Here is a 23218-nt window from a genome sequence, read left to right as displayed (position 1 = left end):
GAAGTCCATGGTCAAGTTATCCACAGTCGTGACGGTCAGTCTGCTGGCACTGGGCAGCGCATCCGCGTTCGCCGAGAGCTGCGACACGGTGAAAATGGCCGATCCCGGCTGGAGCGACATCGCCGCGACCAACGCCATCACCGGGTTTCTGCTGGATGGCATGGGCTACAAGGCCAAGGTCGACACCCTCGCGGTGCCGATCACCTTCGGCGGCTTGAAGGACGGGCAGGTCGATGTGTTCCTCGGCAACTGGATGCCGGCGCAGCAGGGCTTCTACGACAAGTTCGTCGCCACCGGCGATGTCACCCAACTGGCGAAGAATCTCGACGGCACCGAATTCACCCTGGCCGTACCGGATTACGTGTGGGATGCGGGTGTGCATAACTTTGCCGACCTGAACAAATACGCGGACAAGTTCGAGCGCAAGATCTACGGCATCGGCTCCGGCGCGCCGGCGAATATCTCGCTGCAAGAGATCATCAAGAAAAACGACTTCGACATGGGCCAGTGGAAGCTGATCGAGTCCAGCGAACAGGCGATGCTGGCCGAAGTCTCGCGGGCGGTGAAGAAACAGAAATTCGTCACCTTCCTCGGCTGGACCCCGCACCCGATGAACGTGCAGCTGAAAATGCATTACCTCAAGGGCGGCGAGAAGTACTTCGGCGACACGGGCAGCGTCTACACCCTGACCCGCAAGGGCTACGCCGAGGCCTGTCCGAATGTGGGTAAATTGCTGACCAATCTTTCGTTCACTCAGGAGATGGAGAACAGCATCATGGCCGAGGTGGTGAACAAGAAGGTCAGCAATGCGGAGGCGGTGAAGGCGTGGATCAAGGCGAATCCGGCGGTGTTGGACAAGTGGCTTGATGGGGTGAAGACGGTGGATGGCAAAGATGCTTTGCCGGCCGTAAAAGCCAAGCTTTGATTGCGGTGTGCTGAAGGTCTGAGTTCGCTTTAGATCTTTTCCCCCCTCACCCCAACCCTCTCCCCCCAAGGGGGGCGAGGGGGAAAGGGAGCCGATCTTCGTATTGTTCAAAACCTGAGTTCGACTGAAGACTTTCAGGTCGATGAATCTCGAACAGACACCTCGGTCAGTTCCCTCTCCCTCCGGGCGGTCCGACGTTTCGGGAGGGCTAGGGTGAGGGGGAAGGATTCAACTGACACACAACGACATCCGAAACCACCCTGTTACCCTTGCACCATTCCCAAAAACCGAGAGGATCCATGGCCCTCCCCAGTCGTCGCTCACTGTTCCCCTTCCTGACCTGGCTGCCCCGGCAGACCCGCGCCAGCGTCGGGCGGGACCTGGTCGTCGGTCTCAGCGGGGCGATTCTCGCGTTGCCCCAGTCGATTGCCTACGCGCTGATCGCCGGTCTCCCACCGGAATACGGCCTCTACGCCGCCATCGTTCCGGTGTTGATCGCCTGCCTGTGGGGCTCGTCGTGGCATCTGATCTGCGGCCCGACGGCGGCGATTTCGATTGTGCTGTTCGCCAGTGTCAGTCCGCTGGCCGTGCCTGCGTCGCAGGACTACATCACTCTGATCCTGCTGCTGACCTTCCTCGCCGGGATTTTCCAGTATTTGCTTGGACTGCTGCGCTTCGGCGCACTGGTGAATTTCGTCTCGCACTCCGTAGTGCTGGGTTTCACCCTCGGCGCGGCGGTGGTGATTGCCATCGGTCAATTGCCGAATCTGCTGGGGCTGGATCTTCCGGCCAAGGCCACGGCACTGGCCAGCCTGATGGATCTGCTGCGCCATCTCGGGGCTGTGGATAAACCGTCGTTGATCCTCGGTGTGGCGACGGTGATGGTCGGTGCGCTGCTCAAACAATGGTTGCCGCGCTGGCCGACGCTGTTGATGACCTTGGTGCTCGGCAGTCTGGTGGTGTGGCTGTGGCCGGCGATGTTCGGCCATGTTCAATTGGTCAGCGCATTTGTCGGACGCTTGCCGCCGTTCAGTGGGTTGCCGCTGGATATGGACCTGATCCTGCGCCTGCTGCCCAGTGCCGTGGCGGTGGGTATGCTCGGGCTGGTCACCAGTCTTTCGATTGCCCGTTCGATTTCTGCACGCTCGCAACAGCTGCTCGACGCCAACCAGGAAGTCCGCGCGCAGGGTCTTTCGAACATTGTCGGGGCGTTCTTTTCGGGATCGTTGTCCGCCGGCTCGTTCACCCGCTCCGGTCTGAGCTATGAGGCCGGGGCCTGCTCGCCGCTGGCCGGGGTGTTCTCGGCGTTGTGGGTGGCGTTGTTCGCGATTTTCGGTGCCGGGCTGATCGCGCACATTCCGATTCCGGCGATGGCCGGCAGCATTCTGTTGATCGCCTGGGGACTGGTGGATCATCGCGCCATTCGCGCGCTGCTGCGGGTCAGCCGGGCGGAATTCGTGGTGATGAGCCTGACCTGCGTCGCCACGTTGCTGCTGGAGTTGCAGACGGCGATCTATGCCGGCGTGCTGGCCTCGCTGTTTTTCTACCTCAAACGCACTTCACAGCCGAGGGTGCAGCATTGGCGCGATGGCGAAGACGATGTATTGCGGGTCGGCGGGTCGATCTTTTTCGGCGCCAGCCACTACCTGCAAGTGCGCCTGCAACGGATGCACGGCGCGCGGGTGGTGATCGAGGCGCAGCAGATCAACTTCATCGACTATTCAGGCGTGGAAATGCTCCATCAGGAAGCCCGGCGTCTGCTGCGCCAGGAACGCAGCCTGACCTTGCGTCAGGCGCGACCGCAGGTGGTGGAGGAATTGCGCAAACTCGAAGGGCCGGAGAAATGCCCGATCCGCTTCGAGGACTGAGGGCGCCTTACAGCGCCAACTGTCGACGCAATTCCGCCAGAACCGGCGCAGTGTCCGGACGCACACCGCGCCACAGGAAGAAAGCTTCGGCCGCCTGCTCGGCCAGCATGCCCAAGCCGTCCATCACCACGCCCGCGCCATGCTCGCTGGCCCAGCGGCAGAACGCGGTCGGTTCCTTGCCGTACATCATGTCGTAGCACAGGGTCTTGCCGGGCTCGATCAGGCTTGGGGCAATTGGCGGCACCTCACCAGTGAGGCTGGCAGACGTAGCGTTGATGATCACGTCCACCGGTTCGCGCAACCAGTCGTAACCACTGGCCGACACCGGCCCCAGATCACAAAACAGTTCGGCCAGTAGCTCGGCCTTGTCCACCGTGCGATTGGCGATGATCACCGAGGCCGGTTTCTCCGCCAGCAACGGCTCCAGCGCACCGCGCACCGCGCCACCGGCGCCGAGCAGCAGAATGCGTTTGCCGGTGAGGCTGAACCCGGCGTTGACCGTCAGGTCCCGTACCAGCCCGGCGCCGTCGGTGTTATCACCGAGCAGGCTACCGTCGGCGAGTTTGCTCAAGGTGTTCACCGCACCCGCGCGCTCGGCGCGGGCGGTCAGGCTGTTGGCCAGGCGATAGGCGTCTTCCTTGAACGGCACAGTCACGTTGGCGCCGCGACCTTCCTGGAAAAACGCAGTGGCGCAGCCGGAAAAATCGTCGAGCGGCGCAAGCAGCGTGCTGTAGTCGAGACTCTGTCCGGTCTGTTCGGCGAACAGTTTATGAATCATCGGCGACTTGCTGTGGCCGATCGGGTTACCGAAAACGACGTAACGATCCATCAGAAATCCTCAGGCCTGGGCCAGCCAGTCGCGGTCTTGCAGGAAGTACTCGGTCAGGCGCGCTTCTTCGCTGCCCGGCTCGGCTTTCCAGTCGTAGGCCCAGCGCACTTGCGGCGGCAGCGACATCAGGATCGACTCGGTGCGCCCGCCCGATTGCAGGCCGAACAGGGTCCCACGGTCGTAAACCAGGTTGAACTCGACGTAACGACCACGGCGGAATTCCTGGAACTCGCGCTGCTTGGCGGTGAACGCATCGTTCTTGCGGCGCTGCACGATCGGCAGGTAAGCGTCGATATATGCATCGCCGATGGCGCGCATGAAGGCGAAGCTGGTGTCGAAGTCCCACTCGTTCAGGTCATCGAAGAACAGGCCGCCGATGCCACGCGGCTCGTGGCGATGCTTGATGTGGAAATAGGTGTCGCACCAGGCCTTGTAGCGCGGGTAGACGTCCGGGCCGAACGGCGCGCAAGCCTGTTCGGCGACGCGGTGCCAGTGGATGCAGTCTTCTTCGTTGCCGTAGTAAGGGGTCAGGTCGAAGCCACCGCCGAACCACCAGACCGGCTCTTCACCTTCCTTCTCGGCGATGAAAAAGCGCACGTTGGCATGGGACGTCGGCACATGCGGGTTGTGCGGGTGAATCACCAGCGACACGCCGAGGGCCTCGAAACCACGTCCGGCCAGCTCCGGCCGATGGGCACTGGCAGACGGTGGCAGGCCACTGCCGAAGACGTGGGAAAAGTTGACGCCGCCCTTTTCGATCACCGAGCCGTTCTCGATCACCCGGGTCCGACCGCCACCGCCGGCCGGACGGGTCCAGGCGTCTTCGACGAAGCGCGTGCCGCCGTCTTCAATTTCCAGCGCGGCGCAGATGCGGTCTTGCAGGTCGAGCAGATAGGCCTTTACGGCGTCGGTGCGGGTCGTCATGGCTTCACCTTGGATCGGGCGGAACTGCGCGGCGCCCCGCGCAAATGGGCGCGTAGCATACCATCGCAAACCGGCACGCCGCAGTTGACGAAGATCAAGCATGAGCGTTCGATAGGGACCTTCCCGAATGACCCAAGGAGTAGGCAGATGGCCAAGCGAATCCAGTTCCGCGCCCACGGCGGCCCCGAAGTGCTCGAGTATGTTGACTATCAACCCGCCGAACCTGGTCCGCAGCAGGTTCGCGTGAGCAACAAGGCCATCGGCCTGAATTTCATCGACACCTACTACCGCAGCGGTCTGTACGCGCCACCGGCCTTGCCGTCGGGCGTGGGGGCGGAAGGCGCCGGTATCGTCGAGGCCGTGGGCAGCGAGGTCACCCGGTTCAAGGTCGGTGACCGCGTGGCTTATGGCAGCGGCCCGCTGGGCGCATACAGCGACGTCCACGTCCTGCCGGAAGCGAATCTGGTGCACCTGCCGGACGCCATCAGCTTCGAAACCGCCGCCGGCGTGATGCTCAAGGGCCTGACCGTGCAGTACCTGCTGCGCCAGACCTACGAGCTCAAGGGTGGCGAAACCATTCTGTTCCACGCCGCGGCCGGCGGCGTTGGCTTGCTCGCCTGCCAATGGGCCAAGGCCCTGGGCGTGAAGCTGATCGGCACCGTCAGCTCGCAAGCGAAAGCCGATCTGGCCAAGGCCCACGGCGCCTGGGAAACCATCGACTACAGCCACGAAAACGTCGCCCAACGTGTGCTGGAGCTGACCGACGGGAAAAAAGTCCCGGTGGTCTACGACGGCGTCGGCAAGGACACCTGGCCGGCTTCGCTGGACAGCGTGGCGCCCCGTGGCCTGTTGGTGAGCTTCGGCAATGCGTCGGGCGCGGTGGACGGCGTGAACCTGGGGATTCTGGCGGCGAAAGGTTCGCTGTACGTTACCCGGCCGACCCTGGCGACCTACGCCAACAACGCCGAGAACCTGCAGCGCATGGCCGACGAGCTGTTCGGGATGATCGCCAGCGGCAAGCTGAAAGTGGATATCAGCCAGCGTTATCCACTGGCTGAAGCGGCGAAAGCGCAAACAGAACTGTCGGCACGGCGCACCACGGGCTCCACTGTCCTGTTGCCCTGACCGCCGATGACCTCTGCACATCTTCATGACAGTGCAGGGGTCTGTTCCAGCGTCACAAAAAACGGCGTCTTGTCGGCCAGGGTGGTTTCGAATTCCTGACGGGCAAGACGTTTCACCTCCAGCCCCAGCACACCGGGCAACCTGAGCAGTGCGCTAGCCTGTCCTTCGACCTGCAACGCATCTTCAATGACGCTTCGTGTGTCGGCTGTCAGTGTGTCCTCAGCGAGGACCAGACGCATGCGTGCACCCTCCGACTGTCGATCAATCTGCACCTGGACATCGGTGGCCTGCAACTGCGGTAAAAGCTGCCGGAGTACGTGCAATACCTGTGACTGAGTGATGAGCGCGCCACCCAGTTTGATCGAAGTCTCGATCCGCCCCTCCAGCGCCAGCACCGGCAGGAAACTGCCACAGGCACACTTGGTTTCTGTGCGCAGGATTTGCCCACGATCCCCGATCCGGTAGCGCAACAGCGGCACGTGATCAGGCAGCAGTGGCGTCAGCAGAAACTCACCGGTTTGCTCTTCAGCCACAGCGTTCAGGGTCAGAGGATCAACCACTTCGAGCAGCATGGCGTCGGCATGCAGATGATAAAAACCGTGCTTCAGATAGGCACACTGAAAACCGATGGGGCCGGTCTCCGTCGAGCTGTAACCCAACGAGCGAATATTGAGCATCGGCCAATCCCGGGCCAACTGGTCGCGCAGCGTTTCACTGCAGGGTTCTCCGATGTAATAAAGCCACTTCAGGCTGCCCGGCCGGGCTACACCGACTTTGACATGGTTGAACAACGCGGCAGCGAAGGAGGGAGTACATATCAACGCATCGGCCTTGTGTGCCTCAATCAGTTCGGCAATGCGTTGCACGCCCATTTGTGAACCGGCAGGCAACAAGCGTGCGCCAACGTGCTGGACGATGGCTGACGCGTATTGAAAGGCTCCCTGCATTTCCCCGGCAGTCAGGCAGTTGATGACCACCTCAGGGCGTTCGTCCGCCGGACCAAACATCCGTGCCCCCAAGTGCACGATTGCAGCGTTGAACGCCCAGGAATGGGTGATCTGTTTGCAACTGCCGGTGCTGCCTCCCGAGGTCAGGGTCAGTCCACCGCCCGGTGCTCGATGAGAAGCGTCACCGAGCGCGGAAAACAGCCCGCCGCCGAACTCGTCTTCCACCGCCAGAACCGGCAGTCGATGCAGATCGGACAAGTTCTGTACTTCCAGGATTCGCGGATACAGTGCACGGAACCACGGCAGAGAACGCGCGTGAGCCAATTTACGAGCAAAGGCGTCGGCCGATACATCCGTTACCGATTCATTGCTCATGGCCGCGCCCTCCCTGACGAATGCCCAGTTCATCGAATCCGCTACGGACGGCGTTCGCCAGAGATTCCAGCTGGCGCTGACTGTGGCTCGCGCTGATGGCCAGACGCAAAATCGCCTCGCCCTTGGCGACCACCGGAAACAGCGCGGTAGTGACCGCCATGCCATGCCGGCGCAAATGCTGCGCCAGGCTGATCGCATCTCTCTCGGCCCCGACGCGGACGAATCGAATGGGGGACGCGACATGGTGATTGCCCATTACTGGCCCCAGCAACCGGTCGATCGTGGCGATATTTTTCCACAGCGCCACCTGCAATTGCCCAAGCTCAGGCGACAAATGAATTTTCCCCGAGGCAACTGCCGCGCCCACCCCGGCAACAGACAGTGGCCCGCCGAACGTATAGGTCGAAGCATGGCGGCGAATCATTTCGGCATCGGCTTCGGTGCGCACAGTGATTGCCCCGCCGGTTGCACCGAACGCCTTGGACAGCGACGACAGGAGAATCAACCGGCCACGATATCGTTCACCCGCCGCATCCAGCGCGTAACCACCTCCGGCGAAACCATGGATCGAGGTACCGTGGGCGTCATCCGCATAGAGATAACCGTCGAAACGCTCCGCCAGTTGCAGCAGGCGATTGACCGGGTACACACCGCGCATCGAGCCAATGCTGTCCGTCAGAATGATGGGTGTATTACCCGCTGCGACGGCCGTTGAACACGCTTCCTCCACCTGTTCTATATCGCTGCAATCACGGCGCTGGATCGGGCCGAATTGCCAGAGAATACCTTGTAGCACTTGCATCGAAGCATGAGCGGAACGGTCGACAATCCAGCAGGGGCCACGACGCATGGGATACGAGGGCATCTCGCCGGAGCCGAGTAGCGGCAGACAGCCAAGGTGCGCACTGCCCACCGAGTTGAAGGTGACCGTATGTCCCTGAAATATCCGGTTCAGCAGTTCATCCAGTTCACACATGGGCGGCAACAGCGCTCGGGTTCGTGCGGCGGCGAACTGCACACCGAAGGACTTCGAGGCGCTGACCGCTCCTTGAATCAAGCGGGGATCACACTCCAGTCCCAGATAAGAGCAGGAAAGAAACTCGGTCAGCCGTTCGCCACTGTCGAGTTCGATCTCTTTCCCTTCACGTTTTGCCAGTTTCAGGCCATTCAGCCCCGCATCGAATAGCTGTTGCTGATCGTCACGCGCCTGCCGGACACGGTTTCTGACCCAATTGACGGTTGGTTGAAAAGTGTTCATCGGGATACCTGCAAAGAGGGTGTGCGGCGATAGACCTGGACATGCCAGAGCTGGGTTCTTTCTCGCGCTATGTCTGCCTGGAACTGATGGGTGATATCGCGGAAGCCTGCGCAATCGGGTCGCACCACATGCAAATGCCCCCGCATGACCACCTGTGCGTTTTCCGACAGGGCCGGTGCCAGGCGCTGCAAAACGTTCTTGCCGGCCGCTTCGGGCATGAAGGACGGCACGTCCGACAGCGATACGAAATCGATGGCTGTTTCCCCGGCAGCACAGTCGAGGATGTCGGCCTGCACCACGCGTAACTCGCACTGCTGAAGCCCCTCGCGGGCACGCCGGAAAATTGCCGGATCGCACTCCAGCGGAAAGCCTTGTGGATAACGCAGCTCACCGAAAAACAGCATTTGCAGGAAAAAGCTCTCCCGGACCACCTGAGTGGTGAACAACGTATGAAAAATTTCCAGATACGCCGCGCGGGAACTGATCCCCAGGTTGTTGGGTGGAAACGCGCCCTTGTACAGCAGCGAATTGAGCACTGCTGCGTTTCCCAGCAAAGCGATCACGGCTTTCCAGCGCTTGAGCGGAAAGCGGTTTCGGTAATACTCCGTTTGCTCCTCAAGCAGGCCGAACTGAAAAATTCCCCGGCCAGCCTTGCCGGTAAGCAGTCCGGTGATCTTCGCCAACCGCTTCAGGGTCTGCTCGAATGCGCCCATGTAAATCGGCGCCTCCCAGTGCCGGGACTGGAACAGCGCGGACAACCAGCGACGATCCGCCGGCGGTAAAACCAGTTGCTGGAAAATGGATTGGCGTTGCGACCTCAGGCTTTCCATTCGATAGCCCATGAACGCCATGAACGACTCGTGATCGGTCTGTTCCAGCAGGGCAAAACGCAATCGGGTAAACGCCAGTTGCGGCGCGCTTATATCGGTACAGGTCATGCGTGACGGAGCGGCGGCCAGCAACGGCAACAACCGGCCGCCGCAACCGGCAATACCCAGCACGTGCCCGGCATGTCTGGGCAGGATCGCGTACTCGAGCGCAGTGTCTTCATCCCCCAGCGTGTAGTTGAGCCGGTCGAAATAGTCAGCCATGTCTGCCTCCAGCCATCTGATCTGAACATCGGCGGGCGGCCTTCATTGGTTGTCCAGGGCGTGGAGGAAGTCGTATCGGGGCGCCAACCCGTTTTTCCAGGCCTCGAACTGCTCGTAAACCGCCTCGAGCATGTTGCCGGTCAGACGCAGGCTGGTTTCCATGACAGTGCTGATCGCATCCCAGTCTTCCTGTCGCTTGCAGGTGCGCTGCAGCATGAGTTTGATTTCATTGAAGTGCTCGATATCAATGTCGGAATGCGCAATAAAGAACGTCAGTTGAGCGGGTTTGAGCTCCAGAACCTCACTCAGATTGTTAATCAACGGATTAATGAACTGGTAAGCGTTCTCTGCCCAATAACTATAACCAAGCCGTTGTAGCGGATTACCGGTAAAGGAAATCCAGTATAAGTAGGCGATCAATACATCTGTTGCCGGAAGTGCAGGTGGAATATCAAAAACTTCATTTTTCAGACCAAGACTCAGGACATCATGCAGTGCCATTTTTTCATGGCCGACTTCTTGTGCCGCATGTTCAAAGCAAAACTTGGCATACACCGGATTATCCGCATGTCGGACTCCGACCAATCCTTGATTTCGCGCATTGTGTGCCGTGTAGTGAAAAGTCTGGATCATGTAGATCGCATATAAGGCTTTTGAAACGCTACCTTCGCGGATGGCATTCACCAACCGCGAACTTTCCAGAATATCGGCCCATGCCTTTTCGATTCGCTCATCAAGCAGGCTTAATTGTTGTTCAAAACTGAGAGGCGAGTTCATCAAGCGGGTTCTCCAATGGGTTGGCAAGCAGGTGGGCAGACTGTTGAAGTGCTGTGAGGATTTGCTGCCATTGAGCCGAGAGCAGCCAGTAATCGCCGCGCTGGCGCTGTTCGATGCGTAGAGCATCGGTGGTGATGGGCGTCAGGCCGAAACGCTGGAACAATCGCCGTTGTGGTGATCGGCAGAGCGCGGTAACCCCTTCATATCCCCGCTTGATCGCCCATTCCGTGGCAGCCGCCAGCAGGCCGTTGATCGACACGGGAAACTGCGTTTGCGAGTGGCTGATCAAGCGGCTGAACTCGACATGGCGCGACAACGTCGTGGCAGGAGACAGTTGCTGTTGCGCCAGTGAAGCCCATTCGAACGGCCCGGGGGTCACTCGCAATACCGCCGTGGGCCTGTCGTGCTGATACAACAAAAAGTGGGTACTGCGCGAGATAATCGCCAGATGTGTTTCAAGTAATCTGGCTTTGGGTGTCAACATGTAGTGTTGCAATCGCAGCCTGAAATGACGGGAAACAAACCGTTCAAACTCTCGTGTATCTGATCCTGCTTCAAGAATAACGATGCGATAGTTTTCATGACGCCTTTTAAAGGTCGCCTGAATCTCCTGAAAATAATCCGTTAATTGCGAATCCCTGATATCCATTTCTTCTCCGCAGCCGTTAACTTTTCGAAGTTTTCTGAGCGCATTGAAATAATGAATGGTTTTAGAAAAATCGCCACTGTGTGGCTTCTGAGAATAACGTCGGAAAAATTACAACAATTGAATACTTACGGATTCATCTGACGTAGAAAGGAAAAAATCGAACCAAAAAAACGAACTATAACTTCAGCCACATGAAGGAAAAGTCGGAGGCATGCGTAGTACCCCTCGCCATGAAAGCCGAGGAGTACTCACGAAATTAACCAGGGGTGGTATCAGGCCGGGCGCACGATATTGCCGGTGGCCAGATCCCGAATCAGGCTCGGGTTCTTGCGACCGCCCAGCGCTCCGCCGAGCACCAGATCGACCTGGCCGCGGAAATACTGCTCGACCCGCAAGCGACTTTTCGCCGCCGGCCGCCCCTGCGGATTCGCCGACGTGGAAATCAACGGCCCCACCAGCGAGCACAGATCCCGCACCTGCGGATGATCGCTGACCCGCAGTGCCACGGTGTCATGCACCCCGGTCACCCACTCCGGCAACAGGTTCTGATGCGGCACCAGCCAGGTATTCGGGCCCGGCCAGGTGCTGGCCATGCGGTCGATCCAGTCCTGGGGGAAATCCTCGAACAGAAAATCGAACTGACGAATGTTGTCGGCGACCAGGATCAACCCTTTGTCCACCGAACGGTTCTTGATCGCCAACAGGCGATCCACCGCTTCTTCATTCCAAGGATCGCACCCCAGCCCCCAGACGGCTTCGGTTGGATAGGCAATCACCGCCCCGGCGCGAATCTCTCGTGCGGCTTGTTGCACACGCCAACTGTTGACCATGAAAAACTCTCCGCAAACAGGTTTCGCGCAGTTTACCGATCTTCAATGTAAAACCTAGCTCACACGCGCAAACCAGCGGCCGTTTTCGCACACCGCACGGCCATCCATCTCCAGTTCGGTCAACGCCGCCAGCACTTTGGGCAGCGCCCAGCCACTGCTGTCCGCCAGGCCCTCGCTGGTGTGCGGCGCGGCGTGCAGCAGACGCAGCAACGGGTTATCCGGATTCGCGGCGGCGGTGGATACCGGTAGATGCTGCCAACCGCGCAAGGCTTCGAGAATGTGCTCGATGGTTTCCACCAGCACCGCCCCATCACGGATCAGTTGATGACAGCCCCGGGCGCCGGGGTGGTGGATCGAACCCGGAATGGCGTACACCTCACGCCCCTGTTCCGCGGCCAGCCGCGCGGTGATCAACGAACCACTGGCGACACTGGCCTCGACCACCAGCACACCGAGGGACAAACCGCTGATGATCCGGTTGCGCCTGGGGAAGTTGCTCGGCGTTGGCCCGACGTCCAGAGGGAATTCCGAAAGCACTGCACTGCCGGACGCAATCATCGCGTCCGCCAACCGCCGGTTGCGCTGTGGATAAAAGTTTTCCAGACCAGTACCGAGCACACCGACCGTTTGCCCGCCGACGTCGACAGCGGCTTGATGCGCCGCCGCATCAATGCCCAGCGCCAGTCCGCTGGTGATGACAAATCCGGCCCCCGCGAGGCTGCGGGAAAACGCAGCGGCAGTGTCCATGCCGGGGCGGGAGGCACGGCGACTGCCGACCATCGCCAGTTGCGGTTTTTCCAGAATCCGTGGGTCGCCAGCGACGAACAGCAAGGGCGGCGGGTCGGGAATCTGCGCCAGCAAGGCCGGGTAATCCGGCTGATCCCACATCAGCAAATGTTGATTCGGACGCTCTAGCCAGCGCAATGCATGGCTGGCGCCGTCGCGAACTTCAGGGCAGCGTCGGGCCTCGGCGCAAGTCGCCGGCAAACCCAGCGAGCGCCAGGCGCTGGCGGGTGCGCTGATCGCCTTCGAGGCCGAGCCGAAGGCTTCGAGCAGTTTGGTGAAACGCTTGGGACCGATCTCCGGCAAGCGGTGCAGGCGCAGGCGCGCTTCCATTTCCGCCGGGGAAACCGGCGAAGAGTCAGGCATCATCATGGATCGTCCTTGATCGTTATAAGGCCCGAACCTTTCGGAACAAGCTGTGGATAACTTTGTTGGTAACTTGTGAAGCCAGCTAAGGATTTCGCACCTTGTCCAGCACCGCGAGCGAGCGCGATGCGTTCAGCACGAGGCCGTAACTGAGTTTGTCGTAGGTGCGGAACACCATCAGCAATCCGGCGCGTTCATCGGGGATTTTCAGCGGCTGACCGGTGATCCGGTCACGTACGGTTTCCCCGGTTTTCATCACCACCAGCACGTTGCCTTCGGTCAGACCGTCGCGTTTGCCCTTGTTCAGCGTTACCACGTCCATCGCGCCGATCTGCGTGACGCCTCGGGGCACATCGATGATCAGGCCGTTGATGTCGGTAGTGGGAGCGCTGGGCATGAAGGTCGAGTTGATCGAACGCTCTTCGCCACTGAACAAGCGGTCGCCGAGGCGCACTTCCTGGGTCGTGCGTTGCAGGGCGAGGGTGGCGACGTCGCCTTCAGTGGCGACGATTTCACCACCGCCGATGTCGTCGGCATTGATCCCCAGAAACTCCTTGCTCTGCGGATCGGTGTAGACCTTGCCCTGGCGGAAGATGCCGTAGACCGGCTGGTTCGGGTCGAAATGACCACGAGCGAAGATCCGGTCGCCGGTGCCGCTGAGCACCCGTTCGGCATCGCCGGCGACGATGTACGGCGCCTTGTCGAAGTCCTCGACCTTGTCGACGATGCGGTTGCTCAGCAGAAAGCTGTTGATGGATTTGAGTGGAATGCTCGGAATCGCCTCGGCCACCGGACTGGTACGGATACGCGGCGACAACTTGATGGTGCCGCGCGACTCGCCGCGATTGACGGTCAGGCGCGGCTGGCCGTTGACGTAACTGAGCGTCAGCGTGTCGCCCGGATAGATCAGGTTGGGGTTTTCGATCTGCGGATTGGCCCGCCACAGCTGCGGCCACTGCCAGGGTTCGCGCAAATATTTACCGGAGATGTCCCAGAGCGTATCCCCCGAAACCACCGTGTATTGCTGTGGAAAACCTTCCTTGAGTTGCACTTGCCCGTGCGCGGTGCCGGCCGAGGCCAGAAACAGCAGGGCGAGTAGTGATTTCCTCATGCGGTGAATCCCTTTATTATGTGCGTTCGCGTGAAACGCCAGAGCCCCCGTGGCTCGCTCCCTGCTCTATGCTGAAAAGCAAGGAGCTACGTTTCACAACGGTAGCCTGCATCTTCGGACCCGCCAGGCCATCGCCCGACTTTACCTCACACGTGCAGCAATCAAGCTTATGGCCATTTTGAACATCCTCGAATTTCCGGACCCGCGTCTGCGCACTATCGCCAAACCTGTGGCTGTAGTGGACGACGAAGTGCGTCAGCTGGTCGATGACATGTTTGAAACAATGTATGAAGCGCCGGGCATCGGCCTTGCCGCGACCCAGGTCAACGTGCACAAACGTATCGTCGTGATGGACCTTTCCGAAGACCGCACCGAACCCCGGGTGTTCATCAACCCCGAGTTCGAATCGCTGACCGACGAAATGGAGCAATACCAGGAAGGCTGCCTTTCGGTACCGGGTTTCTACGAAAACGTCGACCGCCCGCAGAAAGTCAAGATCAAGGCTCTGGACCGCGACGGCAAGCCTTACGAACTGATCGCCGAAGGCCTGCTCGCGGTGTGCATCCAGCACGAATGCGACCACCTCAACGGCAAGTTGTTCGTCGATTACCTGTCCACGCTCAAACGCGACCGGATCAAGAAGAAACTGGAAAAGCAGCACCGCCAGAACGCTTGATGCCCCTCTCCAAAGGCTTGCTGCGGCAAGCCTTTTTCTTTTTATGAGACTCCCCCATGACTGAGCCACTGCGCATCGTTTTTGCCGGTACCCCGGAATTCGCCGCCGAACACCTCAAGGCCCTGCTGGACAGCCCTTACGAGATCGTTGCGGTCTACACCCAGCCGGATCGTCCGGCCGGTCGTGGGCAAAAACTGATGCCGAGCCCGGTCAAACAGCTCGCCCTGGAAAACAATATCCAGGTGTTGCAGCCGCCGACCCTGCGCAACGCTGACGCTCAGGCCGAGCTCGCAGCACTGAAGCCGGATTTGATGGTGGTGGTGGCCTACGGCCTGATCCTGCCGCAAGCGGTGCTGGATATTCCGCGCCTGGGCTGCATCAATAGCCACGCCTCACTGCTGCCACGCTGGCGCGGTGCGGCGCCGATCCAGCGCGCCGTGGAAGCGGGCGATGCCGAAAGCGGCGTGACCGTGATGCGCATGGAGGCCGGCCTCGATACCGGGCCGATGCTACTCAAGGTCGTGACCCCGATCAGCGCCGAAGACACTGGCGGCAGCCTTCACGATCGCCTTGCCGAAATGGGCCCGCCCGCCGTGGTGCAGGCGATTGCCGGTCTGGCCACCGGCACCCTGGAAGGCGAAGTGCAGAACGATGAGCTCGCCACCTATGCGCACAAACTGAACAAGGACGAAGCACGCATCGACTGGAGCCGTCCGGCCGTCGAGCTGGAACGTCTGGTCCGCGCCTTCAATCCATGGCCGATCACTCACAGCACGCTCAACGGCGAAGCGCTGAAAGTGCTGGCGGCGACACTCGCCGAAGGCAAAGGCGCACCGGGCACCATCCTCGGCGCCAGCAAGGACGGCCTGCTTGTCGCCTGTGGCGAGCAGGCGCTGTGCCTGACCCGCCTGCAATTGCCCGGCGGCAAGGCGCTGAACTTCAGCGATCTGTTCAACAGCCGTCGTGAGAAATTCGCCACCGGCATCGTGCTGGGCGCAGCGGTGGACGCGCAATGAACCCGCGTCTGGCCGCCGCCAAGGCACTCGCCGCCGTCCTGAGCGGCAAGGCTTCGCTCAACAGCTCCCTGCCAACGCAACTGGACAAGGTCGAGGATCGCGATCGCGGATTCACCCAGGACCTGGCGTTCGGCACCGCCCGTTGGCAGCCACGCTTGTCGGCACTGGCGGAGAAACTGCTGCAGAAACCGTTCAAGGCTGCCGACGCCGATGTCGAGGCGCTGCTGCTGGTCGGTCTCTATCAACTGCTCTACACCCGCGTTCCGCCGCACGCCGCCATCGGCGAAACCGTCGGTTGCGCCGACAAGCTGAAAAAGCCTTGGGCCAAAGGCTTGCTCAACGCCGTACTGCGCAATGCCCAGCGCGAACATGAGGCGATCTTCGCCGAACTGGAGCGCGATCCGGTGGTGCGCACCGCCCACCCGCGCTGGCTGCAAAAATCCCTCAAGGCCTTCTGGCCTGAACAATGGGAAGCCATTTGCGAGGCCAACAACGCGCATCCGCCGATGATCTTGCGGGTCAACCGTCGTCATCACAGCCGTGACACGTACCTGGGTCTGCTGACTGAAGCCGGGATCGCCGCGCAGCCGTGCACTTTCAGCCGCGACGGCATCGTCCTCGACGCTGCTGCCGACGTGCGCAGCCTGCCGGGCTTCGCCGAAGGCTGGATCAGCGTGCAGGACGAAGCCGCACAACTGGCCGCCGACCTGCTCGACCTCGCTCCGGGCCAGCGAGTGCTGGACGCCTGCTGCGCGCCGGGTGGCAAGACCTGCCACATCCTCGAAGCCGAGCCGGCACTGGCCGGCGTGGTGGCGGTGGACCTGGAAGCCAAGCGTCTGGTGCGGGTGGAGGAAAACCTCGAACGCCTCGGTCTGAACGCCGAACTGATCGCCGCCGACGGCCGCGACACGGCAGCCTGGTGGGACGGCAAGCCGTTCCAGCGCATCCTGCTCGACGCGCCGTGCTCGGCAACCGGGGTGATCCGCCGCCATCCAGACATCAAGCTGACCCGTCAGGCCGACGACATCGTGGCCCTCGCACAACTGCAAGGCGAGTTGCTCGACGCGATGTGGAAAACCCTCGAAGTGGGCGGCATCCTGCTCTACGCCACCTGCTCGACCTTGCCGACCGAGAACACCGAAGTGATCGCCGCGTTTCTTGAGCGTACGCCGGGCGCACGGGAGCTGGACCTGGCCACCGCCGCCGGGATCAAGCAGCCCCATGGTCGCCAATTGCTGGCCCAGCAGGGCGGGCATGACGGGTTCTACTACGCCAAGCTGATCAAGATCGCTGCCGCGCGCGGCTAAACGGATTCAATGGAGTGACTGGATGAAAATCATCATCCTCGGTGCGGGACAGGTCGGCGGTTCGCTGGCTGAACATCTGGCCAGCGAGGCCAACGACATCACGGTGGTCGACACTGACGGCGACCGTCTGCGCGATCTTGGCGATCGCCTCGACATCCGCACCGTGCAGGGCCGTGGCTCGTTGCCGAACATTTTGCGTCAGGCCGGTGCCGACGACGCCGACATGCTGGTCGCAGTGACCAACAGCGACGAAACCAACATGGTGGCCTGCCAGGTCGCCCACACCCTGTTCCACACCCCGACCAAGATTGCCCGGGTGCGCGAAGCGTCCTACCTGACCCGCGAGGAGCAACTGTTTCAGAACGAGGCGATTCCGGTCGACGTGCTGATCAGTCCCGAGCAGGTGGTCACTAATTACATCAAGCGTCTGATCCAGCACCCCGGCGCCTTGCAGGTGATCGATTTCGCCGAAGGCCAGGCGCAACTGGTCGCGGTTCGCGCCTACTACGGCGGGCCATTGGTGGGTCAGCAGCTGCGCCAGTTGCGCGAACACATGCCGAATGTGGAAACCCGAGTGGCGGCGATTTTCCGTCGTGACCGACCGATTCTTCCTCAGGGCGATACGGTGATCGAGGCAGACGACGAAGTCTTCTTCATCGCTGCCCGTGCGAACATTCGCGCAGTGATGAGCGAAATGCGCCGGCTCGACGAAAGCTACAAGCGCATCGTCATCGCCGGCGGCGGGCAGATCGGCGAGCGGCTGGCCGAGGCCATCGAAAGCCGCTACCAGGTGAAGATCATCGAGATGAACCCGGCGCGCTGCCGCTATCTCTCCGACACCCTCGACAGCACCGTGGTGCTACAGGGCAGCGCGTCGGATCGCGATCTGCTGCTGGAAGAGAACATCGCCGACGCGGACATCTTCCTCGCCCTGACCAACGATGACGAAGCCAACATCATGTCGTCGCTGCTGGCCAAGCGTCTGGGCGCGAAGAAGGTGATGACGATCATCAACAACCCGGCCTACGTCGACCTGATCCAGGGCGGCGACATCGACATCGCCATCAGCCCGCAACTGGCGACCATCGGCACCTTGCTGGCCCACGTGCGGCGCGGCGATATCGTCAGCGTGCACTCGTTGCGCCGGGGCGCGGCCGAAGCCATCGAAGCGGTGGCCCATGGTGATTCGAAGTCGAGCAAGGTCATCGGCAAGGCGATCGAAAACATCGCACTGCCTCCGGGCACCACCATCGGCGCGATCATCCGCGATGAAGAAGTGATCATCGCCCACGACGATACGGTGATCGCCGCCGGCGACCATGTGATTCTGTTCCTTGTGGATAAAAAGCATATTCGCGATGTGGAGAAGCTGTTCCACGTGGGCCTGAGTTTCTTCTGACCGACCAAGAGGCGAGACCGATGATCGAATCCCTGGAAAAAATGCTCGCCAAGGGTGTGGATAACTCGCTGCTGCGCTTTGGCCTTGGCAAGGGTTATCTGGATCTGGGGGAGAGCGCGAAGGCGGCAGAACATTTGCAGTGCTGTGTCGGCTTCGATCCGAAGTATTCGGCGGCGTGGAAATTGTTGGGCAAGGCGCATTTGGCGCTGGGTGATCTGGCGTCCGCACGGCAGGCGTGGGAGCAGGGGCTGGAGGCGGCCCGGGCCCATGGCGACAAGCAGGCCGAGAAGGAAATGACGGTGTTTCTGAAGAAGCTCGATCGGCAGAAGCCGTGACGGCTGTGGATAACCCGTTTTGTCAGGTTATCCACAATTGCACATCGCTGATCAGTACCAGCGCGCCTCGCCCGGCGGACGCTTCTTGAAGCGTTTCATGCTCCACATGTACTGGCTCGGATAAGCCGCCACATAACGCTCGACCACTTGGCTCATCGCCGCGCAGGAAGTTTCGGTGTCGGTGCTGTACATGGCTTCCGGCGCGGCTTCCAGGATCACCTTGTAGCCGGAACCGTCCGGCAGACGCAGGGCATGCAGAAACACCCCGACGGCTTTGCCACCGGCGAGCATGTTCGGCACGAACTTGCTGGTCAGGGCCTGAGTGGCGAAGAACGGCACGAAGATCCCGGCGGATTCGGCAGGCTCCGGGTCTGCGGGAATCCCCACCTGACCGCCCTTGCGCACTTCCTTGATGACACTGAGGATGCCTTCCTTGGTCGACGCCGCGACTTTGTTGCCCAGTTGCACGCGTTGTTTGCGCAGCAATTCATCCACAGCCTTGAGCTTCGGTGGCCGGTAGAAAATGATCGGTTTGCACTGGCTGCAATAGAAGTGGTTGAGCACTTCCCAATTGCCCAGGTGGCTGGTGATACCAACCACGCCCTTGCCCGAGGCCAGCGCTTCTTTCAGCACCTCAAGACCTTCGACTTCACGCACCAGGTCGATGGAACGCTGGGCCGGCCAGATCCATGCGCAGGCGCTTTCGGTCAGGGACTTGCCAATGTCTTTCAGGCTCTGGCCGACCAGACGCTCACGTTCGGCCGGGTCCATCTGTGGAAAACATTTGGCGAGGTTGATCCGCACCACATCGAGGGAACGGTTGGGGGTTTTCCACATGATCCAGCCGATCGCCGAACCCACGGCCTGCACGGCCCGCCATGGAAGCAGGGCAAACAGCCGCAGAGCGCCAACCAGCATGGCGCCTTTAAACTTTTCCACAGGTCACTCCTGATCTTGTGCTGTGCGCGAGGCGGCCATTCTAACCGGCGTTGACCAGCTGCGCGTAGCGGTCGCAGTCCTGAGTGTGGTCCATGACCATGCCCGAGGCCTGCATCAGCGCATAGCAAATGGTCGGGCCGACGAAGGTGAACCCGGCCTTTTTCAGGCCTTTGCTCATGGCCACGGCCTGCGGGGTGATGGCCGGGACTTCGCTGCGATCCTTGAAATGATTGATCACCGGCCGGTTATCCACAAACGACCAGAGGAAAGCCACCGGGTCTTCCAGCGCCAGCCACGCCTGGGCGTTGCGTCGGGCGGCGTTGAGCTTGAGGCGGTTGCGGATGATCCCCGGATCGAGCATCAAGTCATCGATTTCCGCGTCGCTCATCTGCGCCACGCGTTGTACGTCGAAGCCGTACAACACCTCGCGATATCGCTCGCGCTTGCGCAGCACGGTGATCCACGAAAGCCCGGCCTGGAACCCTTCGAGCAAAAGCAACTCGAACAATCCCTGCGCATCGCGTAGCGGCGTGCCCCACTCCTGATCGTGGTAAGCCATGTACAGCGGATCTTCGTTGCACCAAAAGCAGCGTGGCATAAGGCTCCAGGGGGTGGAGGTGCGACTGAATCGGGTATACTCCCGCTCTTTAAATCGCAGCCCAAGAAACAGGTGAATTTCGTGAGCCAGCCTACGCCAGCCGTGCGTACCTTCCAAGACTTGATCCTCGCGCTCCAGCAATACTGGGCCGAGCAAGGTTGTGTGGTACTTCAGCCCTACGATATGGAAGTAGGCGCCGGCACTTTCCACACCGCGACATTCCTGCGTGCCATCGGCCCGGAAACCTGGAACGCCGCTTACGTACAGCCAAGCCGCCGCCCGACTGACGGCCGTTACGGCGAAAACCCGAACCGTCTGCAGCACTACTACCAGTTCCAGGTAGTCCTGAAGCCGAACCCGGACAACTTCCAGGAACTGTACCTGGGCTCCCTCAAGCATGTCGGCCTGGACCCGCTGGTCCACGACATCCGCTTCGTCGAAGACAACTGGGAATCGCCGACCCTCGGCGCCTGGGGTCTGGGCTGGGAAGTCTGGCTGAACGGCATGGAAGTGACCCAGTTCACTTACTTCCAGCAGGCGGGCGGCATCGAGTGCTACCCGGTGACCGGCGAGATCACCTACGGTCTCGAACGTCTGGCCATGTACCTGCAGGGCGTGGATTCGGTCTACGACCTGGTCTGGGCTGACGGTCCGTTCGGCAAAGTGACCTACGGCGACGTGTTCCACCAGAACGAAGTGGAGCAGTCCACCTACAACTTCGAACACGCCAACGTCGACAAGCTTTTCGAACTGTTCGACTTCTATGAAAGCGAAGCCAAGCGCCTGATCGAACTCGACCAGCCGCTGCCGTTGCCAAGCTACGAAATGGTCCTGAAGGCTTCGCACACCTTCAACCTGCTGGATGCGCGCCGGGCGATCTCGGTGACCGCACGTCAGCAATACATTCTGCGCGTTCGCACCCTGGCGCGTTCCGTCGCCCAAGCCTACCTGCTGGCCCGCGCCAAGCTGGGCTTCCCGATGGCAACCCCGGACCTGCGTGACGAAGTACTGGCCAAGCTGGAGGCTGCACAATGAGTGCTCAAGATTTTCTGGTTGAACTGGGCACCGAAGAACTGCCACCCAAAGCCCTGAATACCCTGGCCGAAGCGTTCCTGGCCGGTATCGACAAGGGCCTGCAGGCTGCCGGCCTGAACTACGAAACCAAAACCGTCTACGCCGCACCGCGTCGTCTGGCTGTGCTGATCACCGCGCTGGCCACCCAGCAGCCGGATCGCAGCATCAACCTCGACGGCCCGCCACGTCAGGCTGCATTCGACGCTGAAGGCAACCCGACTCAAGCGGCACTGGGCTTTGCCAAGAAGTGCGGCGTCGAGCTGAGCGAAATCGACCAGAGCGGTCCGAAACTGCGCTACAGCCAGAACATCGCCGGCAAGCCGACCGCCAGCCTGCTGCCGACCATCGTCGAAGACTCGCTGAACGACCTGCCGATCCCGAAACGCATGCGTTGGGGTGCGCGCAAGGAAGAGTTCGTGCGTCCGACCCAGTGGCTGGTGATGCTGCTCGGCGACCAGGTCATCGACTGCACGATCCTCGCGCAGAAGGCTGGCCGTGAATCCCGTGGCCACCGTTTCCACCACCCGGAAAGCGTGCGCATCGGCTCGCCGTCGAGCTACCTGGCCGACCTGCGTGCCGCCTACGTGCTGGCCGACGCCAACGAGCGGCGCGAGATCATCAGCAAGCGCACCGAAGAGCTGGCAACCCGTCAGGAAGGCACCGCGATCGTGCCACCGCCGCTGCTCGACGAAGTGACCGCGCTGGTCGAATGGCCGGTGCCGCTGGTGTGCTCGTTCGAGGAACGTTTCCTCGACGTGCCGCAGGAAGCACTGATCACCACCATGCAGGACAACCAGAAGTACTTCTGCCTGCTGGATGCCGACGGCAAGTTGCTGCCGCGTTTCATCACTGTGGCCAACATCGAATCCAAAGACCCGCAGCAGATCATCGCCGGTAACGAGAAGGTGGTTCGCCCACGTCTGACCGACGCCGAGTTCTTCTTCAAGCAGGACAAGAAGCAGAAGCTCGAAGCGTTCAACGATCGCCTGCAGAACGTGGTGTTCCAGGAAAAACTCGGCAGCGTCTACGACAAGGCCGAGCGCGTGTCGAAACTGGCCGCGTACATCGCCGCACGCATTGGCGGCAACGCTTCGTGGGCTGCCCGTGCAGGTTTGCTGTCGAAGTGCGACCTGGCCACCGAAATGGTCGGCGAGTTCCCGGAGATGCAAGGTGTCGCCGGTTACTACTACGCCCTCAACGACGGCGAGCCGGAAGACGTTGCCCTGGCGCTGAACGAGCAGTACATGCCGCGCGGTGCCGGCGCTGAACTGCCTGCCACCCTGACCGGTGCGGCCGTGGCCATCGCCGACAAGCTCGACACCCTGGTCGGCATCTTCGGCATCGGCATGCTGCCGACCGGCAGCAAAGACCCGTATGCCCTGCGCCGTGCGGCACTGGGCGTGCTGCGGATCCTGATCGAGAAACAACTGGATCTGGACCTGAACGACGCCGTGGCTTTCGCCGTGAATGCGTTCGGTGCCAAGGTCAAGGCTGCCGGCCTGAACGAAGCGGTGCTGGAGTTCATCTTCGACCGTCTGCGTGCGCGTTACGAAGACGAAGGCGTGGATGTGGCCACCTACCTGTCGGTACGTGCCCTGAAGCCGGGTTCGGCGCTGGACTTCGACCAGCGTGTGCAAGCGGTTCAGGCCTTCCGCAAACTGCCGGAAGCGGCAGCGCTGGCGGCGGTGAACAAGCGTGTGTCGAACCTGCTGAGCAAGGTGGAAGGCTCGGTGCCGACCGAAGTCCAGGCCAAGTACTTCGACAATGCCAACGAGTTCTCGCTGTACTCGGCGATCCAGCAAGCGGACCAGGCTGTACAGCCAATGGCCGCAGCGCGTCAGTACAACGAATCGCTGGCACGCCTGGCCGCCCTGCGCGAGCCGGTGGACGCGTTCTTCGACGCGGTGATGGTCAATGCCGAAGACGCCAATGTGCGGGCCAACCGTTACGCGCTGCTGGCGCGTCTGCGTGGCTTGTTCCTGGGCGTTGCCGACATTTCGCTGCTGGGTTGAGGGA

General features: G+C 61.1%; 22 protein-coding genes. 10 read left to right on the top strand and 12 right to left on the bottom strand.

The window, feature by feature from the left end:
* Positions 1 to 7: 7 nt before the first annotated feature.
* Together choX and QR290_RS01170 are read left to right on the top strand one after the other, a co-directional pair.
* Entirely contained in the window at positions 8 to 925 is a 918-nt protein-coding gene (gene choX, locus QR290_RS01175; protein ID WP_115079812.1) for a choline ABC transporter substrate-binding protein, read from the top strand.
* A gap of 299 nt (positions 926 to 1224) precedes the next feature.
* Positions 1225 to 2793 carry a SulP family inorganic anion transporter gene (locus QR290_RS01170; protein ID WP_115079811.1) on the top strand — a complete coding sequence of 523 codons (1569 nt, stop codon included), beginning with the start codon at positions 1225 to 1227 and terminating at the stop codon, positions 2791 to 2793.
* A gap of 7 nt (positions 2794 to 2800) precedes the next feature.
* On the opposite strand, the gene aroE is transcribed toward QR290_RS01170, so the two are convergent.
* Positions 2801 to 3622 carry a shikimate dehydrogenase gene (gene aroE, locus QR290_RS01165; protein ID WP_115079810.1) on the bottom strand — a complete coding sequence of 274 codons (822 nt, stop codon included), beginning with the start codon at positions 3620 to 3622 and terminating at the stop codon, positions 2801 to 2803.
* Positions 3623 to 3631: 9 nt separating this feature from the next.
* On the bottom strand, positions 3632 to 4546 hold the full coding sequence (gene hemF / locus QR290_RS01160) for an oxygen-dependent coproporphyrinogen oxidase (RefSeq protein WP_115080021.1): 915 nt from the start codon (positions 4544 to 4546) through the stop codon (positions 3632 to 3634).
* A 147-nt stretch (positions 4547 to 4693) separates the two neighbouring features.
* On the opposite strand from hemF, the gene QR290_RS01155 reads away from it, so the two are divergent.
* Positions 4694 to 5671, top strand: coding sequence for an NADPH:quinone reductase (locus QR290_RS01155; protein WP_115079809.1), 978 nt, complete (start codon positions 4694 to 4696; stop codon positions 5669 to 5671).
* 23 nt (positions 5672 to 5694) lie between these two features.
* Here QR290_RS01155 and QR290_RS01150 read toward each other — a convergent pair whose 3' ends face one another.
* The 8 genes from QR290_RS01150 to QR290_RS01115 all read right to left on the bottom strand — a co-directional run bounded on the left by QR290_RS01150 (position 5695) and on the right by QR290_RS01115 (position 13858).
* Entirely contained in the window at positions 5695 to 6993 is a 1299-nt protein-coding gene (locus tag QR290_RS01150; RefSeq protein WP_289204143.1) for a phenylacetate--CoA ligase family protein, read from the bottom strand.
* Positions 6983 to 8251, bottom strand: coding sequence for an aminotransferase class I/II-fold pyridoxal phosphate-dependent enzyme (locus tag QR290_RS01145; RefSeq protein WP_115079807.1), 1269 nt, complete (start codon positions 8249 to 8251; stop codon positions 6983 to 6985). Before QR290_RS01145 ends, QR290_RS01150 begins: the two co-directional genes overlap by 11 nt.
* Positions 8248 to 9342, bottom strand: a complete 1095-nt coding sequence (locus QR290_RS01140; RefSeq protein ID WP_115079806.1) for a DUF3419 family protein — start codon at positions 9340 to 9342, stop codon at positions 8248 to 8250. The genes QR290_RS01145 and QR290_RS01140 overlap by 4 nt, the downstream gene beginning before the upstream one ends.
* Positions 9343 to 9384: 42 nt before the next feature.
* On the bottom strand, positions 9385 to 10119 hold the full coding sequence (locus QR290_RS01135; RefSeq protein ID WP_289204142.1) for an iron-containing redox enzyme family protein: 735 nt from the start codon (positions 10117 to 10119) through the stop codon (positions 9385 to 9387).
* A complete protein-coding gene (locus tag QR290_RS01130; protein WP_289204141.1) occupies positions 10097 to 10768 on the bottom strand; it encodes a hypothetical protein in 672 nt (223 codons plus the stop codon). Before QR290_RS01130 ends, QR290_RS01135 begins: the two co-directional genes overlap by 23 nt.
* 272 nt (positions 10769 to 11040) lie before the next feature.
* A complete protein-coding gene (locus tag QR290_RS01125) occupies positions 11041 to 11598 on the bottom strand; it encodes an L-threonylcarbamoyladenylate synthase (RefSeq protein WP_007954101.1) in 558 nt (185 codons plus the stop codon).
* 54 nt (positions 11599 to 11652) lie between these two features.
* Positions 11653 to 12753, bottom strand: coding sequence for a DNA-processing protein DprA (gene dprA / locus QR290_RS01120; RefSeq protein ID WP_289204140.1), 1101 nt, complete (start codon positions 12751 to 12753; stop codon positions 11653 to 11655).
* Between the two features lie 79 nt (positions 12754 to 12832).
* A complete protein-coding gene (locus QR290_RS01115) occupies positions 12833 to 13858 on the bottom strand; it encodes a LysM peptidoglycan-binding domain-containing protein (RefSeq protein WP_289204139.1) in 1026 nt (341 codons plus the stop codon).
* Positions 13859 to 14027: 169 nt separating this feature from the next.
* Here QR290_RS01115 and def point away from each other — a divergent pair, with 169 nt between their 5' ends.
* Genes def through QR290_RS01090 form a run of 5 tightly spaced genes read left to right on the top strand, consistent with a single transcriptional unit; the run spans position 14028 to position 18591 of the window.
* On the top strand, positions 14028 to 14534 hold the full coding sequence (gene def, locus QR290_RS01110; protein ID WP_007954104.1) for a peptide deformylase: 507 nt from the start codon (positions 14028 to 14030) through the stop codon (positions 14532 to 14534).
* A gap of 56 nt (positions 14535 to 14590) precedes the next feature.
* Entirely contained in the window at positions 14591 to 15550 is a 960-nt protein-coding gene (gene fmt, locus QR290_RS01105) for a methionyl-tRNA formyltransferase (RefSeq protein WP_289204138.1), read from the top strand.
* The gene (gene rsmB, locus QR290_RS01100) at positions 15547 to 16857 is read left to right on the top strand and encodes a 16S rRNA (cytosine(967)-C(5))-methyltransferase RsmB (protein WP_115079800.1); all 1311 of its coding nucleotides are present in this window, start codon (positions 15547 to 15549) and stop codon (positions 16855 to 16857) included. The genes fmt and rsmB overlap by 4 nt, the downstream gene beginning before the upstream one ends.
* Before the next feature lie 22 nt (positions 16858 to 16879).
* Positions 16880 to 18256 carry a Trk system potassium transporter TrkA gene (gene trkA, locus QR290_RS01095; protein WP_085606334.1) on the top strand — a complete coding sequence of 459 codons (1377 nt, stop codon included), beginning with the start codon at positions 16880 to 16882 and terminating at the stop codon, positions 18254 to 18256.
* Between the two features lie 20 nt (positions 18257 to 18276).
* Positions 18277 to 18591: a hypothetical protein gene (locus QR290_RS01090; protein WP_115079799.1), complete on the top strand. Its 315-nt coding sequence runs from the start codon at positions 18277 to 18279 to the stop codon at positions 18589 to 18591.
* Between the two features lie 51 nt (positions 18592 to 18642).
* Here QR290_RS01090 and QR290_RS01085 read toward each other — a convergent pair whose 3' ends face one another.
* A complete protein-coding gene (locus tag QR290_RS01085) occupies positions 18643 to 19530 on the bottom strand; it encodes a lysophospholipid acyltransferase (RefSeq protein WP_289204137.1) in 888 nt (295 codons plus the stop codon).
* Positions 19531 to 19570: 40 nt separating this feature from the next.
* On the bottom strand, positions 19571 to 20128 hold the full coding sequence (gene tag / locus QR290_RS01080) for a DNA-3-methyladenine glycosylase I (protein ID WP_085713089.1): 558 nt from the start codon (positions 20126 to 20128) through the stop codon (positions 19571 to 19573).
* An 81-nt stretch (positions 20129 to 20209) separates the two neighbouring features.
* Here tag and glyQ point away from each other — a divergent pair, with 81 nt between their 5' ends.
* Together glyQ and glyS are read left to right on the top strand one after the other, a co-directional pair.
* Positions 20210 to 21163, top strand: a complete 954-nt coding sequence (gene glyQ / locus QR290_RS01075) for a glycine--tRNA ligase subunit alpha (protein ID WP_003187265.1) — start codon at positions 20210 to 20212, stop codon at positions 21161 to 21163.
* Positions 21160 to 23214, top strand: a complete 2055-nt coding sequence (gene glyS, locus QR290_RS01070; protein ID WP_289204136.1) for a glycine--tRNA ligase subunit beta — start codon at positions 21160 to 21162, stop codon at positions 23212 to 23214. Before glyQ ends, glyS begins: the two co-directional genes overlap by 4 nt.
* Positions 23215 to 23218: the final 4 nt, after the last annotated feature.

This window comes from Pseudomonas fluorescens (assembly GCF_030344995.1).
GTDB lineage: Bacteria > Pseudomonadota > Gammaproteobacteria > Pseudomonadales > Pseudomonadaceae > Aquipseudomonas > Aquipseudomonas fluorescens_BF.
This window is presented reverse-complemented; position numbering and strand designations above follow the sequence as displayed.

Bases quoted from the DNA above. Each gene is read 5' to 3' on its own strand.
- choX (WP_115079812.1), top strand. From the start codon at position 8: ATGGTCAAGTTATCCACAGTCGTGACGGTCAGTCTGCTGGCACTGGGC.
- QR290_RS01170 (WP_115079811.1), top strand. From the start codon at position 1,225: ATGGCCCTCCCCAGTCGTCGCTCACTGTTCCCCTTCCTGACCTGGCTG.
- aroE (WP_115079810.1), bottom strand. From the start codon at position 3,622: ATGGATCGTTACGTCGTTTTCGGTAACCCGATCGGCCACAGCAAGTCG.
- hemF (WP_115080021.1), bottom strand. From the start codon at position 4,546: ATGACGACCCGCACCGACGCCGTAAAGGCCTATCTGCTCGACCTGCAA.
- QR290_RS01155 (WP_115079809.1), top strand. From the start codon at position 4,694: ATGGCCAAGCGAATCCAGTTCCGCGCCCACGGCGGCCCCGAAGTGCTC.
- QR290_RS01150 (WP_289204143.1), bottom strand. From the start codon at position 6,993: ATGAGCAATGAATCGGTAACGGATGTATCGGCCGACGCCTTTGCTCGT.
- QR290_RS01145 (WP_115079807.1), bottom strand. From the start codon at position 8,251: ATGAACACTTTTCAACCAACCGTCAATTGGGTCAGAAACCGTGTCCGG.
- QR290_RS01140 (WP_115079806.1), bottom strand. From the start codon at position 9,342: ATGGCTGACTATTTCGACCGGCTCAACTACACGCTGGGGGATGAAGAC.
- QR290_RS01135 (WP_289204142.1), bottom strand. From the start codon at position 10,119: ATGAACTCGCCTCTCAGTTTTGAACAACAATTAAGCCTGCTTGATGAG.
- QR290_RS01130 (WP_289204141.1), bottom strand. From the start codon at position 10,768: ATGGATATCAGGGATTCGCAATTAACGGATTATTTTCAGGAGATTCAG.
- QR290_RS01125 (WP_007954101.1), bottom strand. From the start codon at position 11,598: ATGGTCAACAGTTGGCGTGTGCAACAAGCCGCACGAGAGATTCGCGCC.
- dprA (WP_289204140.1), bottom strand. From the start codon at position 12,753: ATGATGATGCCTGACTCTTCGCCGGTTTCCCCGGCGGAAATGGAAGCG.
- QR290_RS01115 (WP_289204139.1), bottom strand. From the start codon at position 13,858: ATGAGGAAATCACTACTCGCCCTGCTGTTTCTGGCCTCGGCCGGCACC.
- def (WP_007954104.1), top strand. From the start codon at position 14,028: ATGGCCATTTTGAACATCCTCGAATTTCCGGACCCGCGTCTGCGCACT.
- fmt (WP_289204138.1), top strand. From the start codon at position 14,591: ATGACTGAGCCACTGCGCATCGTTTTTGCCGGTACCCCGGAATTCGCC.
- rsmB (WP_115079800.1), top strand. From the start codon at position 15,547: ATGAACCCGCGTCTGGCCGCCGCCAAGGCACTCGCCGCCGTCCTGAGC.
- trkA (WP_085606334.1), top strand. From the start codon at position 16,880: ATGAAAATCATCATCCTCGGTGCGGGACAGGTCGGCGGTTCGCTGGCT.
- QR290_RS01090 (WP_115079799.1), top strand. From the start codon at position 18,277: ATGATCGAATCCCTGGAAAAAATGCTCGCCAAGGGTGTGGATAACTCG.
- tag (WP_085713089.1), bottom strand. From the start codon at position 20,128: ATGCCACGCTGCTTTTGGTGCAACGAAGATCCGCTGTACATGGCTTAC.
- glyS (WP_289204136.1), top strand. From the start codon at position 21,160: ATGAGTGCTCAAGATTTTCTGGTTGAACTGGGCACCGAAGAACTGCCA.